This window comes from Delftia tsuruhatensis, assembly GCF_903815225.1.
GTDB lineage: Bacteria > Pseudomonadota > Gammaproteobacteria > Burkholderiales > Burkholderiaceae_C > Comamonas > Comamonas tsuruhatensis_A.
In genome coordinates this window covers 4,729,579-4,744,869 of sequence record NZ_LR813084.1, presented here as the reverse complement: position 1 = coordinate 4,744,869, position 15,291 = coordinate 4,729,579, and the positions used below count along the sequence as shown (strand labels likewise).

At 68.9% G+C, this 15,291-nt stretch carries 10 protein-coding genes; all 10 read right to left on the bottom strand.

The annotated features are described in order from the left end of the window. Positions 1-95: 95 nt before the first annotated feature. The 10 genes from cpaB to L1Z78_RS28010 all read right to left on the bottom strand — a co-directional run bounded on the left by cpaB (position 96) and on the right by L1Z78_RS28010 (position 15,105). The gene (gene cpaB / locus L1Z78_RS21540) at positions 96-1,139 is read right to left on the bottom strand and encodes a Flp pilus assembly protein CpaB (protein WP_234638384.1); all 1,044 of its coding nucleotides are present in this window, start codon (positions 1,137-1,139) and stop codon (positions 96-98) included. A 198-nt stretch (positions 1,140-1,337) separates the two neighbouring features. Continuing rightward, positions 1,338-1,901, bottom strand: coding sequence for an A24 family peptidase (locus L1Z78_RS21535; RefSeq protein WP_267966992.1), 564 nt, complete (start codon positions 1,899-1,901; stop codon positions 1,338-1,340). Between the two features lie 2 nt (positions 1,902-1,903). Further along, positions 1,904-2,080, bottom strand: coding sequence for a Flp family type IVb pilin (locus tag L1Z78_RS21530; RefSeq protein ID WP_234638382.1), 177 nt, complete (start codon positions 2,078-2,080; stop codon positions 1,904-1,906). A gap of 88 nt (positions 2,081-2,168) precedes the next feature. Next, positions 2,169-2,345, bottom strand: coding sequence for a Flp family type IVb pilin (locus L1Z78_RS21525; protein WP_234638381.1), 177 nt, complete (start codon positions 2,343-2,345; stop codon positions 2,169-2,171). A gap of 91 nt (positions 2,346-2,436) precedes the next feature. Next, positions 2,437-4,098: a TolC family protein gene (locus tag L1Z78_RS21520; RefSeq protein WP_234638380.1), complete on the bottom strand. Its 1,662-nt coding sequence runs from the start codon at positions 4,096-4,098 to the stop codon at positions 2,437-2,439. Further along, complete coding sequence (locus tag L1Z78_RS21515; protein WP_234638379.1) at positions 4,098-5,456, bottom strand: HlyD family type I secretion periplasmic adaptor subunit; 1,359 nt, start codon at positions 5,454-5,456, stop codon at positions 4,098-4,100. Before L1Z78_RS21515 ends, L1Z78_RS21520 begins: the two co-directional genes overlap by 1 nt. Further along, entirely contained in the window at positions 5,453-7,285 is a 1,833-nt protein-coding gene (locus L1Z78_RS21510; protein WP_234638378.1) for a peptidase domain-containing ABC transporter, read from the bottom strand. Before L1Z78_RS21510 ends, L1Z78_RS21515 begins: the two co-directional genes overlap by 4 nt. Positions 7,286-7,384: 99 nt before the next feature. Further along, the gene (locus L1Z78_RS21505; protein ID WP_234638377.1) at positions 7,385-9,994 is read right to left on the bottom strand and encodes a glutamate ligase domain-containing protein; all 2,610 of its coding nucleotides are present in this window, start codon (positions 9,992-9,994) and stop codon (positions 7,385-7,387) included. Between the two features lie 578 nt (positions 9,995-10,572). After that, a complete protein-coding gene (locus L1Z78_RS21500; RefSeq protein ID WP_234638376.1) occupies positions 10,573-11,097 on the bottom strand; it encodes an OmpA family protein in 525 nt (174 codons plus the stop codon). Positions 11,098-11,184: 87 nt separating this feature from the next. Beyond that, on the bottom strand, positions 11,185-15,105 hold the full coding sequence (locus tag L1Z78_RS28010; protein ID WP_267966991.1) for a hypothetical protein: 3,921 nt from the start codon (positions 15,103-15,105) through the stop codon (positions 11,185-11,187). Positions 15,106-15,291: the final 186 nt, after the last annotated feature.

Here is a 15,291-nt window from a genome sequence, read left to right as displayed (position 1 = left end):
GGCCATGCACGCTCCGTGGCAGGGGCTGCCGGGGCCTGTCGACTGTCTGCGAGATCGTCTTGCGCTTCATGGCAACTCCCTCGTGTTGTGTGTTTTCAATAGTTCACCATCTGCACTGCGGCCCCGTTGTGCAGTTCCACGGTGTGCTGGCGGGGTGCACGTGGCTGCCGCACGGCCGGTGCTTGCGCCGTCATGGGGGCCGCTGCCATGGGCTTGCGGATGTTCCTGGGGTCGGCTCCGGTGGCCAGATCCTGAAGTCGCAGGCCGGCGAACGCACGGTCAGAGCCCAGCAGTGCCTGGTCTTTCCTGAGGCGACCCGCCGTGGGCTGCAGCGCCGTGGGCAGCGCCGCGAACAGCGAAGGGTCGGGGAGGGCCTGGTCATCGGGGTTGCGCAGGGCCAGCGTCAGCTGCCCGAATTTCTCCGCCAGTGTCAGCCGCTCCACATCGTCCAGCGGCACGGCGAGCACGGCCGATTGCACGTTCTCGGGGCGTTGTCCCATGTCCTCGCGGGTGTTGAAGCGGCGTGACGAGGAGGCTCCCGACTCCTGCTCCTGCTGCGGCTGGCGCTGGGCGGTCGGCATGGGCGGCCGCTCCACGCTGCCGGCCCCATAGGCCAGTACTCTGCTGCGCGCCATGAGAAGCCGGGTCTGCGCGTCCACGGGGGCCTGGTCGGACCGGCCATCCAGCGTGAAGTAGACATCGACGAAGTCGCCGGGTCGCACGTGGTTGCCCGCCGCCATCTGCTCACGCACGGCGATCGCGACCGCCCGCTGGCCCGGCTCCAGCTGCAGGGCCAGCCCGCTGAGCAACTGCTGCTCGAAAAACGGCGTGCCCGGGGACAGGGCCATCAGCGTGGTGCGGCCGAGGACGTCATCCGCATGGGTGAAGCCACCCTGCACAGGGGCGGGCAGATGGGCCAGCTTGATATCGTCGCCGCCTATGCGCTGGCCAGCCGCGACCGCCCGCGCAGCCACCACGACGGCATGCAGCTGGGCAGACTCGGCGGCAGGCTGAGGCGCTGAGGCTGGCGTGGGCGGCGCCACCGGGCGCGAGGGCTGGCTGCCCAGCAGCCAGGCCAGACCTGCAAGCACCACGGCCAGCAGGACCAGCAATCCGGCAAGAATCTTGGTTATGTTCATGGCAGGGACTCCCGTCGGTCGTGCCCGGCGCCGAGTACTGCTGGCTGGCTGGCCTCTTGCCCTGGCGCTTTCCTGTCGTGGCTCCAGTGCTGCTCCAGGGCAGGAAAGCGTCCCGGCGGTGCGGGCCGGGCAATGGCGCACGGGGTGGGTCCTGTCTGGCGTTGCGAAATATGCTTGCTCGGCATCGACGTCTCCTGTTCAGGCAAGTTGCTGGCCGTGGCCCCAGGCCGTTGCGATGGCCGCGATGGCCATGTAGCCGGCATAGGGCACGGAGCGCCGTGGCTGGCGCGGGGCATCGGTGTCGGACCCAGGCGCAGTGGCCGATGGCGCCAGGCGTGCGGCCAGCGGCAACGGCAGCCTGGCCTGCAGCCACAGTCCACCCGGGCTGTGCTGAAGGTGGCGCAGCAGCAGGGCCAGCAGGCCATGCACGCCGGCCAGCAGGCTGCCGCCGGTCCAGATCAGCAGCAGATCGAAGGACAGTCCGAACCACAGGCCGGCGACCGCGGCGAACTTGACATCGCCCGCTCCCATCCAGCGCAGCGCATAGAAGGGAAGCAGTACGAAAAACCCCGCAAGCATGCCGGCCAGCGCGCTCCAGGCCGTGGCCTGCAACGGCTGTGCTCCGCTGGCCAGTGCTGCCGCGCCCGTGGCCAAGCCCAGCAGCACCATCCAGTTGCGCACGCGCCGCATGCACAAGTCCATGACCGCAACCATTGCGAGCCATATGACGCATGCGCCGAGCCATGGCGAGGCCTGCTCCATCTTCAGGGGACGAAGGCGCTGAGCTTGGTCGCGATCCGTCCGAACAACGCGTTCAGATCGGTGCCCAGTGCCGTGGCGCCCAGGACGATTCCCACGGCGATCAGGCCTGCGATCAGTCCGTACTCGATGGCGGTTGCGCCTTCCTCGTCTTTCCAGAAGTTCTTGATGATGTCGGTCATGGCATGGTCCTTTCGGTTTGCAAAGTGCCTTGAATCCGGGGGCTGCGGCATGGCTGGTGCAAGCCCGGTCAGGTCGCGGGCCCGGCGTTCAGGGGACGAAGCTGGTGAGCTTGGTGGCGATGCGGGTGAAAAGGCCGTTGAGGTTGGTGCCCAAGGCTGTGGCACCCAGCACTATTCCCACCGCGATGAGACCGGCGATCAGGCCGTACTCGATGGCGGTCGCGCCTTCCTCATCCTTCCAGAAGTTCTTGATGATGTCGGTCATGGCATCGTCCTTTCGGTCTTGCAAAAAGCCCATCGGTTGGATGACAGCGGCTGGCGATGGGCCAGAGCCGGCCGCTGCGGGAAACCTCACTTCACCACTGCTGTCGTGAGGCAGTGGCCGAAAAAGCGTTGGAAACAGGGCGCAACTGTGGATCGATGCGCAGTTGAAGGCGTTGGGGCAGGGCGCTGGCGGACAGTGCGGCAACGGCTGCATCCGGATATTCGTGGCGGGGTGGCTGCGGTGCGATATCGGGCTTCGTGCCGGGGGCGGGATCGGGAGTGGCCGGCAGGGCCTCACCACCGGACGGCAATGGCTTCTGCGAGGTGAAAAGTGCGTTCAGCCACTGCTCTGGCGGATCCTGGGGAAGCAGGCGTCCGGTGGTGCGCACCAGCCGCAATTCGTTGATGCGCTGGTCGTGGACGGCATCGGCCTCGTCCAGCATCAGCCGTTGCATGTCCAGCTGGGCATCCAGCACCTGGGCGAGGCTGCCGCGCCCGACCTCCAGCAGGCGCCGGCGGCCTTCGAAGGCGGCGCGCGCCTCGCGCACGGCATCGGCGAGCTGGGTCTCGCGCTGGCGGCCGGACAGGGTGCGGCCCCAGGCGGCCGAAGCGGTCTCGCGCACCTGGCGGCGCACGGTCTCCTGTTGCGCTTCCTGGGCCTGGAGTTCGTTGATGGCTTTCAGGATCTTGTCGCGCAGCTCGAAGCCGTTGCCGAAGTTCCAGCTCAGCTCCACGCCGTAGCGCGTGCCTTCGGCATACAGCACTCCGCTGGGGTCGCGCGTGTGGGCCACCACGGCGGCCAGGGTGGGAAAGCGCTGGGACTTGCTGCGGTCGACCTCGGCGCGGGCCTTCTCGATCTGCTGCTCCATCTCCTGCAGTTCGGGGCTGACGGCCTCGGAGGCCTGCAAGGCCGTGTCCTCGCTGGTTGGTAGCCACTGGTCGGGCACATGCAGCCGAGGCAGCCAGCCGGCCTCGGGCGTGAAGCCGAAGTAGCGCGTGAAGCGGGCCAGCGCGTCCATGCGCTGCGACTCCAGCGCATGCTGCTGGGCCAGTGCCCCGGCCTGGCGCGATGCCGCCTGGCGCAGGTCGTTGCGGCCCACGGCGCCCAGCTCGGCCCGGCGCTCCTCGATGCGCGCGAGCTGGCCGATGATGCGCGCCGACTCGGCCGCGATGCGCGCCTTGCTCTCGAAGCGCTGCAGCTCCAGCAGCGAGGTCAGCGCCTCCAGCAGCACGTTCTGGCGCGTGCCGTAGAGCACGCTGCCCTGGGCCGCTTCCTGGGATTCGGCCGAGCGTATGCCTGCACCGATGGCTCCGCCATCGAGCAGGGCCATGCGCACCTCGGCGTTGACGGCGGTGTAGGACTCGCGGCCCCGGCGCAGTTGCGCATCACCCGTGTTGGTGCCGACCTTGAAGGTGGGCCAGCGCGCGCCGCGCGCCGTGTGCACGTCGTGGCCGGCCGACTCGAGGGCCGCACGGGCCTTGCGCACATCGGGATATTCGTCGAGCAAGGTGTACAGCGCCTGCAGCAGGCGCCTTTGCCCGCCGTCGCTGGCAAGCGTGCCGGGCGTGAGCTGCTGGGCCAGCCGAAGCGTCACGGGCGCGGGCGGGGAGGCGGTGGAGGAGGCCTGTTCCAGTTCCCCGGCGGCCAGGGGCGACGCAGCGGCATGCAGCGCCGGAAGGCAGCAGGCGGCCGCCAGCAGCCGGCACAGCCGGGCGGGCCGGCCTGGGGTGACGGGGGTGGGGTGGCCTCGCATCAGGGCTCCCGGAAGGCTTCGCTCTGGATGCGCAGCACGGGCCGCAGCAGGTACCAGATGAAGGGCTCGTGGCCCAGCAGCAGGTCGAGCTCGGCCTGCATGCCGGTGGTGATGCGGTTGTCGCTGCGGCCCACCCAGGGCTGTTCCAGGCTGGCCTGGATGCGGAAGTACGAGGGCGCGTCGGCCAGGTTGGGGTCGCGGTCGGCATCGGCCGCCACCAGGGTGACCTGGCCCGGCACCGAGCCGTAGCGCAGGAAGTCGTAGGCCGTGATCTTGACCTTGGTGGGCTGTCCCGGGCGCACGTAGCCCCGGTCGGCGGGGTTCAGCCGTGCCTCCACGATCACCTCGTCCTTGTCGGGAACGACTTCGAGAATGGGCTCCCCGGGCTTGACCACCCAGCCCGCGCCCGCGCTGCGCAGTCCCTTGACCACGCCGCTGGTGGGGGCGAGCACGGCCGTGCGCGTGCGCTGGTTGCGGGCGCGTGCCAGATCCTCGTTCAGGCTGGCCAGTTCGCGCTCGGTCTGGGCCAGCTCGTCGGAGGCGCGGCGGCGGAAGGCGCCCCGGGTTTCCTGCAGCCGGGCCTGCGCCTGCTCGATCTTGGCACGGTTGCTGAACAGCGTCTGGCGCGACGCGGCCAGCTCGGAGCGCACCTGCTCCAGCGCGCGCTGCTTGTCCAGCACCTCCAGCTGTCCGATCAACTGCTCTGCCGCCAGCTGGCCTGCGATGGACGCTTCCTGCTGGTGCAGTCGCAGATTGGTCTCCAGGCCTTCGATGCGGGCCTGGATCTGTGCCACATCCCCGTGCGCCTGCTGCAGCTGGGCCTGGGCGGAGGCCAGGCTGCCCTGCTGCTCCAGGGCCCGGGCGGAGAAGGCTCCCAGCTCGGCCAGCACCACCTGCTGGTCCAGGTCGGAGGGAAAGTCGGCACGCTGAAGCGGCTTGCCGCGGCTTTCCGCGCTCAGCCTCGTCTTGACCGCCTGGGCCGTCGCCATGCGCGCGGTGAGCTGTTCGAGGTTGAGGCTGTTGCCGCCCAGGTCGATCTCCAGCAGGGGCTGGCCCTGGGTCACGCTCTGGCCTTCGCGCACATGCACGGCGGTGACGATACCGCCCTCCAGGTGCTGCACGGTCTGCACGCGGTCGGAGGGGATGACCTGGCCGCTGGCCACCACCACGTTCTCCACGGGGTAGAACAGGCCCGTGGCCACCAGGGCGCCGACCACGGCGACGAGCAACCCGCGGCGCCGGGCCCATGACGCCCAGCGCGATGCCGCGGCCTGCCCGGGGGGCTGGCCTGCCTCGGCCTGCGCGGTCCGGGACTGGCGCAGCACCAGGGGGAGATCGTCGTAGCGGCCGGCCCTCATGATGCGAGCTCCTGCGCCACGGCCGCGCTGGCGGAATGCGGTGTCTTGTCCTTGTCCACGGGCGCCGTGGCTTCGCGTGCCGTGCCGAACAGCTGGGGCAGCAGTTCATGCGGGGCACCATGCTCGATGCCGCCGTCGCCGCGCACGTGGTAGAGATGCTGGGCCATGGAGGCCACGCGCAGCGAGTGCGTGACGACGATGACCGTGTGCTTGAGCGCGATCTGCCGCAGCGTCTGCAGCAGCGCGGTCTCGCTTTCGAAATCCAGGTCGTTGCTGGGCTCGTCCAGGATCAGGACCGACGGGTTGCGCAGGAACAGCTGGGCCAGTGCCAGCTTGCGCAGCTCGCCCGCGGACAGGCCCGCACCGCCTTCTCCCAGCACGGTCTGGTAGCCCTGGGGCAGGCGGCTGATGAAGCCGTGGGCGCCCGAGATCTGGCAGGCGGTGACGATCTTGTGGTCCTCGGCATCGGGGTTGACCATGCGCAGCCCGTCGACGATCGGCCCGCTGAACCAGTACACCTGCTGTGCCAGGCAGCCGATCCAGCGGCCCAGCTCGGCGCGGGGAAACTGCGCCATGTCGTATTCGTCGATGAAGATACGGCCCTGCGTGGGCTGGTAGAGGCCGGCCAGCAGCTTGGCCAGCGTGGACTTTCCGGCGCCATTGCGGCCCACGATGGCATGCAGCCCGCCGGGGCCGATCTCCAGCGAGGCCTGCTCCAGCGCCACGTGGCCGCCCGGATAGTGGAAGCTGGCCTGGTCCAGCCGCAGCCGCCCCTGGGGCCGCGGCAGTTCCACGGAGGCGACCGTCGGTTCCACGGGCTCCTCCAGCACGGCCTGCAGCCGCCGCGCGGCCTCGTTGGCCTGTGCCAGCGAGCGCCAGTTGCTGGCCAGCTGGGAGATGGGCCCCAGGGCCTTGCCGGACAGCAGGTTCACGGCCATGAGGCTGCCTATGCTCATCCACTGCGCATTGATCGCGATCGCGCCCATGGTGATCACGGCGATGGAGAACAGCGTCAGCAGCACGGTGCTGGCTTCGCGTGCGTTCTCCATCTCGCCGTTCTTGCCGAAGCTCTCGGTCAGCCAGCAGTCATAGCCGGCCTGCCAGTTCTGGCGCGCGGCCGCGTCGTAGCCCAGCACCTTGAGCGTGGCCCGGGCGTTGCAGACCTCGGCCGTGCTGCGGTCCAGCATGCGGGCCTGGGCGACTTCCTCCACCCGGCCGCTGCGCACCTCGTCGGCCCACCACCAGGCCAGCACGCCCATGATGACCATGGCCGCCAGGATCACGGGAAGCACGGGCCAGGCGATGACGCCGATGACCACCAGCGCCAGCAGCGCCATGGGCAGGTCCAGCAGCGATGTCGCCAGGCCGCCGCTGGCCCCGGAACGCATGGCGCTCACATCGCGGAACAGTTGCAGCCATTGGCTGGAAGAGCGTTGCTCCAGCGCGGCCAGCGGGTGGCGCAGCATGCTCTGCATGAGTGCCTGCGATACGTCCCGGTCGATCATGGCGCCGGCTTCCCGCAGCGCGCGGGCGCGCTTGCGGCGCAGCCACCACTCCAGGCCGAGAAAGCATAGAACGCCGGCCACCATGGCCGTCAGCGTGGCCGTGCCGCCGCGCGCGATGACGCGGTTGTAGACCTGCAGCAGGAAGATGGAAGGCAGCAGCCCCAGCAGACTGATGGGAAGGGACAGCCAGGCTGCCCGGCGCAACTGGTGCGCGGCCCTGTCGAACGACTCGGCAATGGCGGATGCGAAAGGCCCCACCGTCTCCGTTCCCGACGGGAGCGCAGCGGCCTGGGCCAACTGGCGGGGAAGAAGGTATCGGATCATGTTCTGGTGGGGTGGCAAACGCTTTTACAAAATGTAAATGCGGTTAGTTTCACAAACACTGTAGCGAGTTATATACAGTGGTTCATAAGTTTTATTCAATCAAGAATGCAGATTCATTTGCTTTTGATGAATATCAAACTGAGGGCGATCGATTGGGTGTATGCAAGAGGGGATGTGATTGCCAACACTGTCTCTCACGGCATCGGCGGCAAGGGCCAGATTGGTGGTGGCGCGACCCGCCAATAAAACCGTGTCACCTTTGTGGGCAGTGCGAAGCAGTGAACATATCAATTGGTTCAGATCGTCATACCAATTGACGTGCAGCAGGTCGGCCAATGCCGCTGCCAGCGTGCGCAGCGGCTCTCCGTACAGCAGGACGCGGCGGGCCTGGGCGGCCCGGACCAGGGGCTCCAGCACCAGTTGCGATGCATCCAGCTGCCCTTGCTCCGCCTGGATGCCTGCAAGTACGACGAGGCGATGCCCGGCCTGAGGGGCATGGGACTGCAGTTGTGCAAATGCAGCACGCATGGACAGTAAGTGATTGCTCAGGCTGTGGTCCAGCAGGCAGACGCCGTTGGCCAGCAGCTGCGGCTGGCCGGCTCCCAACGGCGGCAACCAATGGGCCAGGGACGCATGGACCGTCCCGGATGTGTGCCCAAGGGCCCGCAGCGTGGCCAGCGCGGCCTGGGCATTCATGGCCATATGGTGTCCATCCGATTGCAGGGAAATGCCCAGCCGGTGATTATCGATCGCCAATTCAAGATTCCCGTTGTGGAACGCCATTTCCCGGATGCCGGCATGGGAATGGGGGCCAAAGGTAATGATTTTCACTCCTGTCAGTTTTGCAATCTCGGTAATCCAAGGGTTAATACCTATCTCATGCTCCGTGACCAGTGTGCTTCCTCTGCGCAGCTGTCGAATGGCCTCAATGACATCCTTGAATGCCCCAGATGGAGGCGAGGCAGGGGGACTGGATGCAATGGCATCCCTGATTCTTGGTATGTCGCTTGTTGCAAGATTGGTAATAACCAGAATATCTGGATCGGCCAGCGGCAGGTCCGTGCGCAGGCTCGGCAGAGCCAGCTCCACGAGGGCGCACGGCGATGTCTCGCTCCAGTTGATCATCTGCAGCGCAGTGCCTTGCGCCAGCAGGGCATCCGCCCGGGCATCACCATGGTCCTGCAGGCACTGGCGCAGCATGCCCACCGTGGAGGTCTTGCCCACGCAGCCTGTCACGGCCACCACCGGAGTCCGGATGCGCCGGCGTGCGGCGCCCGCCAGTCCCCGCAGGCCCTGGTCGAGATCGGCCACATGCAGGACCGGAAGATCATGGCGCAGCAAACCATGCGGACTGCTGCTGATCAGCGCGGCGGGCCGCAGTGTCGGCAGCGCGGCGCCGGGGACGCCGAAAGCCATGCCTGTCCGGCGCACCAGCACGGCGGCGCCGGGCAGATGATGCTGGCGGGTGGTGTCCAGCCCCGTACAGGCCGGCGGGGTCTGTGCGGCTGCGCGCTCCAGCCAGTGCCCCTGCATGAACCGGGCCAGCTCGGCACTGGTCCATGACAAGGGCGGATACGTGGGTGCCGTTCCCGTCTCGGACGGCGGCGCGGCCGACCCGGATGCGGTGCCACGTCCGTCCTGTCCGGGAGGTGTTCCGAGGGCGGGCATGCTCGCTGGTGGCGGGTTCCGAGGTTGCGTCGGCTGAGAGAGGGGTGCTGCGGACTGCGGGGCCGGTGCGATGGCATCGAGCAGCTCCAGCCCGGCCAGGCTGCAGAGCAGCAGCACGGCGATCTCCCGGGGGCTTTGCAGTACCTGCTGCTGGCTGGTGTCCGAGAAGGCCGCGTGGCGGCGCTGTGCAGGCGGCAGATGCAAGGCCTGCTCGGGCCAGACCGAGCGCATGGCGGCGCAGTGCAGCTGGCGCAGCAGATGGCGGCGCCAGTGGCCGAGGATGTCCCCGGGCTGCGTCTCCAGGCAGGCATCGGGTTGCAGCCCCTCGACCAGTGCCATGCCTGCCCAGCGCGCGCCGGGATCGTCCACCGCGCGCCCGGCGGCCGAACCGTCGATGCCTTCCTGGAGCTGTGGCAATACACGGTGAATGAAGGCGGCGGACAGGGTGAATGTGCCGGGCAGCGCACTGCGTGCGGCGCGCAGCGTGGGGCTGTCGTCGGCGTGCGGGCGGCAGCCTGCGTAGGCATGCATGGCCAGTTCCGCCCAACTCAGGGCCGGCGGTGCGCCGGTCGCGGCCAGCAGCGCTTCGGCCATCTGGTCCAGCATGGCGGGGAGCCTGGTGAGGTGCTGATCATCCTGTCCGGCCGCCGTGGCTGCCAGGACGACAGCATTGCGCAGGTGGCAGGTCAGCACCAGCAGGGCCATGGCGCGGGGCACGCATTCCCGGGTCATGGTGGGCAACTGCTGCTCGAAGTGGTCCATGGCCCGGGCAACGCTGCGGGCCAAGGCGGCGCTGCCGGCGTGGCGCTGTGCCTGGAGCAGGGTGTAGGTCAGGCCCAGGTGATCGCAGATGTCGTCGCAGCCTGGCCAGCCGCCGTCTTCACGCTGCTGGGCCATCAACTGTTCCAGCGCGGCGTGCACGGGCACGAGCTGTGTCCAGGTGCCGCACTGCTGCGCCTGTGCCCGGGGAATGGCGATCGCGGGCCCGGCACCGCTGAGGTAGATGCCGCGCAAGTGCAGCAGCAGGCAGGGGGCGGACATGGGCGGCTGCACTTGCTCCACGTGCGGTGGCACGGCCGGCGTGCCGGGCGCACCGCCGGTGGTGGTGCAGGGCAGCAGTCGGTACAGGGGGTGGGCCCTGTCCAGGCTGGCATCGGCCAGGGCCAGCGAGGCCATGGACGGCAGGCCGGCGTTGCAGCCATCCGGCAGGGGGCTGCCGGCTTTCAGCGGTGTGATGTCCTGTGCCCAGTCGATGCGCAGGTCGACCTCGTCGCGCTTGCGCGCCCAGGCCCATTGGCGCACCCGTGTCGCCCCTTCCCGCCAGGCGGCCTCCAGCGTGGTCGCGCGTACATGGAAGACGGAGGCAGCCTTGCCTTCGGCGGCTACCGTGAAGAAAAGAATGCAGCCCGGGTAGGGTTCGGGCAGCGGCACCAGATGCTGCTCCAGGTACTCCAGGCCTTTTGCCAACTGCTGCGACAACATGCTCTCGGCCTCGATCAGGGTCAGGTGGTTCCCGCTCTTGTCGCGCGTGCGGCATGGCATGCTGCGGCGGGCTGGCTGCGTGGAGATGCCTTTCCTCATGGCGGCCTGTCAGGCGGCTGGATGCGGGGCGGGCGGGTTCATCGGTAGTCGAATTCGACGCGCCTGTTTCGCTGGTGCGCCTCCTCGCTCTTGCCCTCGTCGGCCAACCGCTCCTTGCCATAGCTGACGGACTCCGCCCTGGCTGGATTGACGCCGAGCAGCTGCAGGCTGTTGCGCACCGCATCGGCACGTTTCTGTCCGAGGGCCAGGTTGTATTCGATGCCTCCGCGCGCATCCGTATGGCCGCGCAGCATCACGGAGCGGCCCGGATTGCTGCGCAGCCACTGCGCATGGCTTTCGACGATGGCACGGTCGCTGCTGCGGATGGTGTAGGAGTCGAAGTCGAAATAGACGATGTGCGCGACATTGGCGGGACCGCGCTGGTCGGCCTGCGAGGTGGCCACCACGGGGGCGACGCTGGTGCCGGCCGGCGCAGGGGCTGCAGGTTTTCCGAAGGCGTAGTGGTGCTCCGCGCGCTGGGTGCTGGTGCTGGAGGTGGTACCGCAGGCGGCCAGGCCTGCGGCGATGAGTGCGATGGTGCACAGCCGAACGGTGGTGGGCATGGGTTTCTCCTTGGGACTGCGCCGCCGCCCTCGAGCGGCGGCGCAGGAATCGGCAGCGGCGCCGCGGCGCCGCGGCGCCGCAGGGCATCACAGCAGCGTGTTGTGGTGCAGCGTTTGCGTGACCACGCTGGCCGCCGCGTCGGCAGCGCTGCCCGCATGGCTGCTGATGGCGGTGGCCACGGGTTCCAGCTCCGAGGCCGTGGCCGTCGCGGCAGCCGCATGCGAGCTGCCGCCGCCCAGCAGGCCACCGAGCAGGCCCGAGCCAGAGGAGCCTCCCAGAAGCCCTCCCAGCAGGCCACCACCGCTGCTGCCGCCACCGAGCAGACCGCTGACGATGCCATTGCTGCCCGCCACCGTATCCACCAGGCCGCTGACGATGCCGTTGTCGCCTGCCACGGTGTTGACCACACCGCTGACGATGCCGCTGTCGCCGACCACGGTGTCGAGCAGTCCGCCGACCGGGCTGCTGCCGCCGGTGAGGCCGCCCAGCAAGCCACCTTCCCCGCCGAGCAGGCCACTGACGATGCCGCTGTCGCCGACCACGGTGTCGAGCAGTCCGCCGACCGGGCTGCTGCCGCCGGTGAGGCCGCCCAGCAGGCCACCTTCCCCGCCGAGCAGGCCACTGACGATGCCGCTGTCGCCGACCACGGTGTCGAGCAGTCCGCCGACCGGGCCGCTGCCGCCGGTGAGGCCGCCCAGCAGGCCGCCTTCCCCGCCGAGCAGGCCACCGACGATGCCGTGGTCGCCGACCACGGTGTCGAGCAGTCCGCCGGCCAGGCCGCTGCCGCCGGTGAGGCCACCCAGCAGGCCGCCTTCACCGCCGAGCACGCCACCGAGGAGGCCGCCGTCGCCTCCCACCACACCGCCCAGCAGGCCGTCGCCGCCGGTCAGTCCTGCGAGCACACCGTTGACCGTTCCGATCACGGGCTGAAGGGCCTGGCCCGGGACCTGCGTCAAGCCGTTGGTCAGGTCCGTCACCACGCCGAGCGGGCCGGTGTTCGCGCTGGTCAGGCCTTCGACCAGGCCGGTAACCACGGACAGGGCTCCGTTGCCAGGATTGATCAGTGAATCGAGCACTTGGCCGACAGGTGCGCCAGCAGTGCCTCCCAGCAGGTCATCCACGGTGTTCTGCACCGAGGTGACCAGGCCTGCGTCACCGCCCGTGCCGCCCCCGGGAACCAGTCCTCCCAGCAGGCCGCCGACCAGGCCACCATCGCCCAGCACGCCGCCCAGCAGGCCGCCGTCGCCACCCAGCAGGCCGCCGACCAGGCCGTTGTCGCCCAGCAGGCCGCCGTCACCGCCCAGCAGGCCGCCGACAAGGCCACCATCGCCCAGTACGCCGCCCAGCAGGCCGCCATCGCCACCCAGCAGGCCACCGACCAGGCCGTTGTCGCCCAGCAGGCCGCCGTCACCGCCCAGCAGGCCGCCGACAAGGCCACCATCGCCCAGTACGCCGCCCAGCAGGCCGCCATCGCCACCCAGCAGGCCACCGACCAGGCCGTTGTCGCCCAGCACGCCGCCCAGCAGGCCTCCGTCGCCACCCAGCAGGCCACCGACCAGGCCGTTGTCGCCCAGCACGCCGCCCAGCAGGCCTCCGTCGCCACCCAGCAGGCCGCCGACCAGGCCGTTGTCGCCCAGCACGCCGTCCAGCAGGCCGCCATCGCCACCCAGCAAGCCACTGACCAGTTCGCCGAGGCCGCCTTCACCCAGGCCGCTGCCCAGGCCCGCAATCAAACCATTGAGCGTGCCGATCACGGGCTGCAGTGCCTGGCCGTCCACCTGGGTCAGGCCATTGACCAGCTCGGTCAGCACACCCAGGGGGCCGCCATCCACGCTGGTCAGGCCTTCCAGCAGGCCGGTGACCACGGATGCGGTGCCGTCGGTGGGGTTGGCCAGTGCATCCAGCAGCTGGCCCACGGGGGCGGCCACGGTGCCGCCCAGCAGGCCGTCGACCACGTCCTGCACGGAGGTCACGATGCCGTCGCCACCGCCGGTGCCAGGGCTGCCGCCATGCACCAGTCCGCCCAGCAGGCCTTCGACCAGGCCACCGAGGCCACTTTCACCCAGGCCGTCGCCCAGGCCGGCGATCAACTGGTTCAGCGTGCCGATCACGGGTTGCAGTGCCTGGCCGTCCACCTGGGTCAGGCCGTTGACCAGCTCGGTCAGCACGCCCAGGGGGCCGCCATCCACGCTGGTCAGGCCTTCCAGCAGGCCGGTGACCACGGATGCGGTGCCGTCGGTGGGATTGGCCAGTGCATCCAGCAACTGGCCCACGGGGGCGGCCACGGTGCCGCCCAGCAGGCCGTCGACCACGTCCTGCACGGAGGTCACGATGCCGTCGCCACCGCCGGTGCCAGGGCTGCCGCCAGGCACCAGTCCGCCCAGCAGGCCTTCGACCAGGCCACCGAGGCCGCCTTCACCCAGGCCGTCGCCCAGGCCGGCGATCAACTGGTTCAGCGTGCCGATCACGGGCTGCAGGCCCTGTCCGTCGATCTGGGTGAGGCCGTTGACCAGTTCGGTCAGCACGCCCAGGGGACCCCCGTCGACCGTGGTCAGATTCTCGAGTGCGCCAGTGACGGCCGACAACAGTCCGTCGGTGGGATTGGTCAGGGCATCGATCAACTCGCCGACAGGTTGCGCCACGGTGCCGCCGAGCAGGCCATCCACGACGTCCTGGACGGCTGTGACCACGCCGGTGTCAGGCGTTCCGGGGGGATTGCCCGAGCCGCCGCCCACCAGGCCACCGAGCAGGCCGCCCACGCCGGCGAGCAGCCCGCCCAGTGCCCCGCCTTCATCCAGCAGGCCTCCCAGCACGTTGTCCACGACGCCGCCGATGGAGCCACCGGTACCCACCTCGTCCAGGCCCTTGAGCAACTCGTTGAGCGTGCTGATCAGGGGCTCCAGACCCTGGTTCTGGATATTGACAAGGCCATCCACCAGTTCGGTGAGTACGCCCAGCGGCCCTCCGTTGGTGCTGGTCAGGTTTTCCAGCAGGCCGGTCACTGCCGACAGCGTGCCGTTGCCCGGGTTCACCAGCGTATCGATCAGATTGCCCACGGGACCTGCCACCGTGCCGCCGGCCAGAGCTCCCACCACGTCCTGCACCGAGGTGATCAGGCCATGACCATCCGTGGGATCCGTGGGATTGGTCGGCTCCGTCGGGTTGGTCGGGTTGGTCGGGTTCGTGGGTTCCGTGGGGTTGGTCGGGTTCGTGGGATTGGTCGGGTTCGTGGGTTCCGTGGGGTTGGTCGGGTTCGTGGGATTGGTCGGATTGGTCGGATTGGTCGGGTTCGTGGGTTCCGTAGGGTTGGTCGGGTTCGTGGGATTGGTCGGATTGGTCGGATTCGTAGGATTCGTCGGATCCGTGGGGTTGGTCGGGTCCGTCGGATGGGTGGGGTCCGTGGGGTTGGTCGGATCCGTGGGATCGGTCGGGCGTGGCGGTGCCGGGTCATCGTCGTCGTTGGCCGCGGCGATCAGGGCGACCCCGCCAGCCCCGATCAGGCCGGCCAGCAGGAAGTCGCTGAGCACGGAGCCGCCGGCTTGCGCACTTTCCTTGGTGACGATCAGGCCGACGGCATCGCCGTCATTGGCGGGTGCGACCTGGACATTGCCCGAACTCAGGTCCAGCACCATGGCGCCGGCTCCGTCGCCTTCACCGCGCTGGGCCAGCGTGGCCTGCGTGCCGCCCTCGAAAGTGCCCACCAGGGTCTGGCCATCCTTGCCCTGGAACAGCGCCTTGGCGCTGCCATCGGCGGGCACGATGATCTTGTCGCCTACCTGCAGCGCGCTGCCGGCCTGAGCCATCAGCGTCTCCCCGTTGCGCACGATCTGCACGCCCGGGCTGACCTGCGACAGCGTGGCGGGGATGGCCGCCTTCGGCAGGGCCGCCGCCGGCTGCATGTTCGGCGTGGTCATTTGCGCGACCACGACACTGGAGGGCTGCTGCTCGGCGAGCTGAGCGGAGCCGGTGGAGGTGTTGCCAGCGGGCTGCATCGATTGGGCGGTCATTTACTCTCTCCAGAAAAGGGTTGAGACGACAAGGTCAGACATGGCTTTGACGCCGTGGAAAATCTGTCGAGCCCTTTTGTGCAACATGCATGCCATGCGTCCGGGGATCACCCAAATGGACTAGAAATTTCTCTAAGGCATTGATTTGTAAGGATTTGAGTTTTGTTCACAATGTCGTTACGGGGG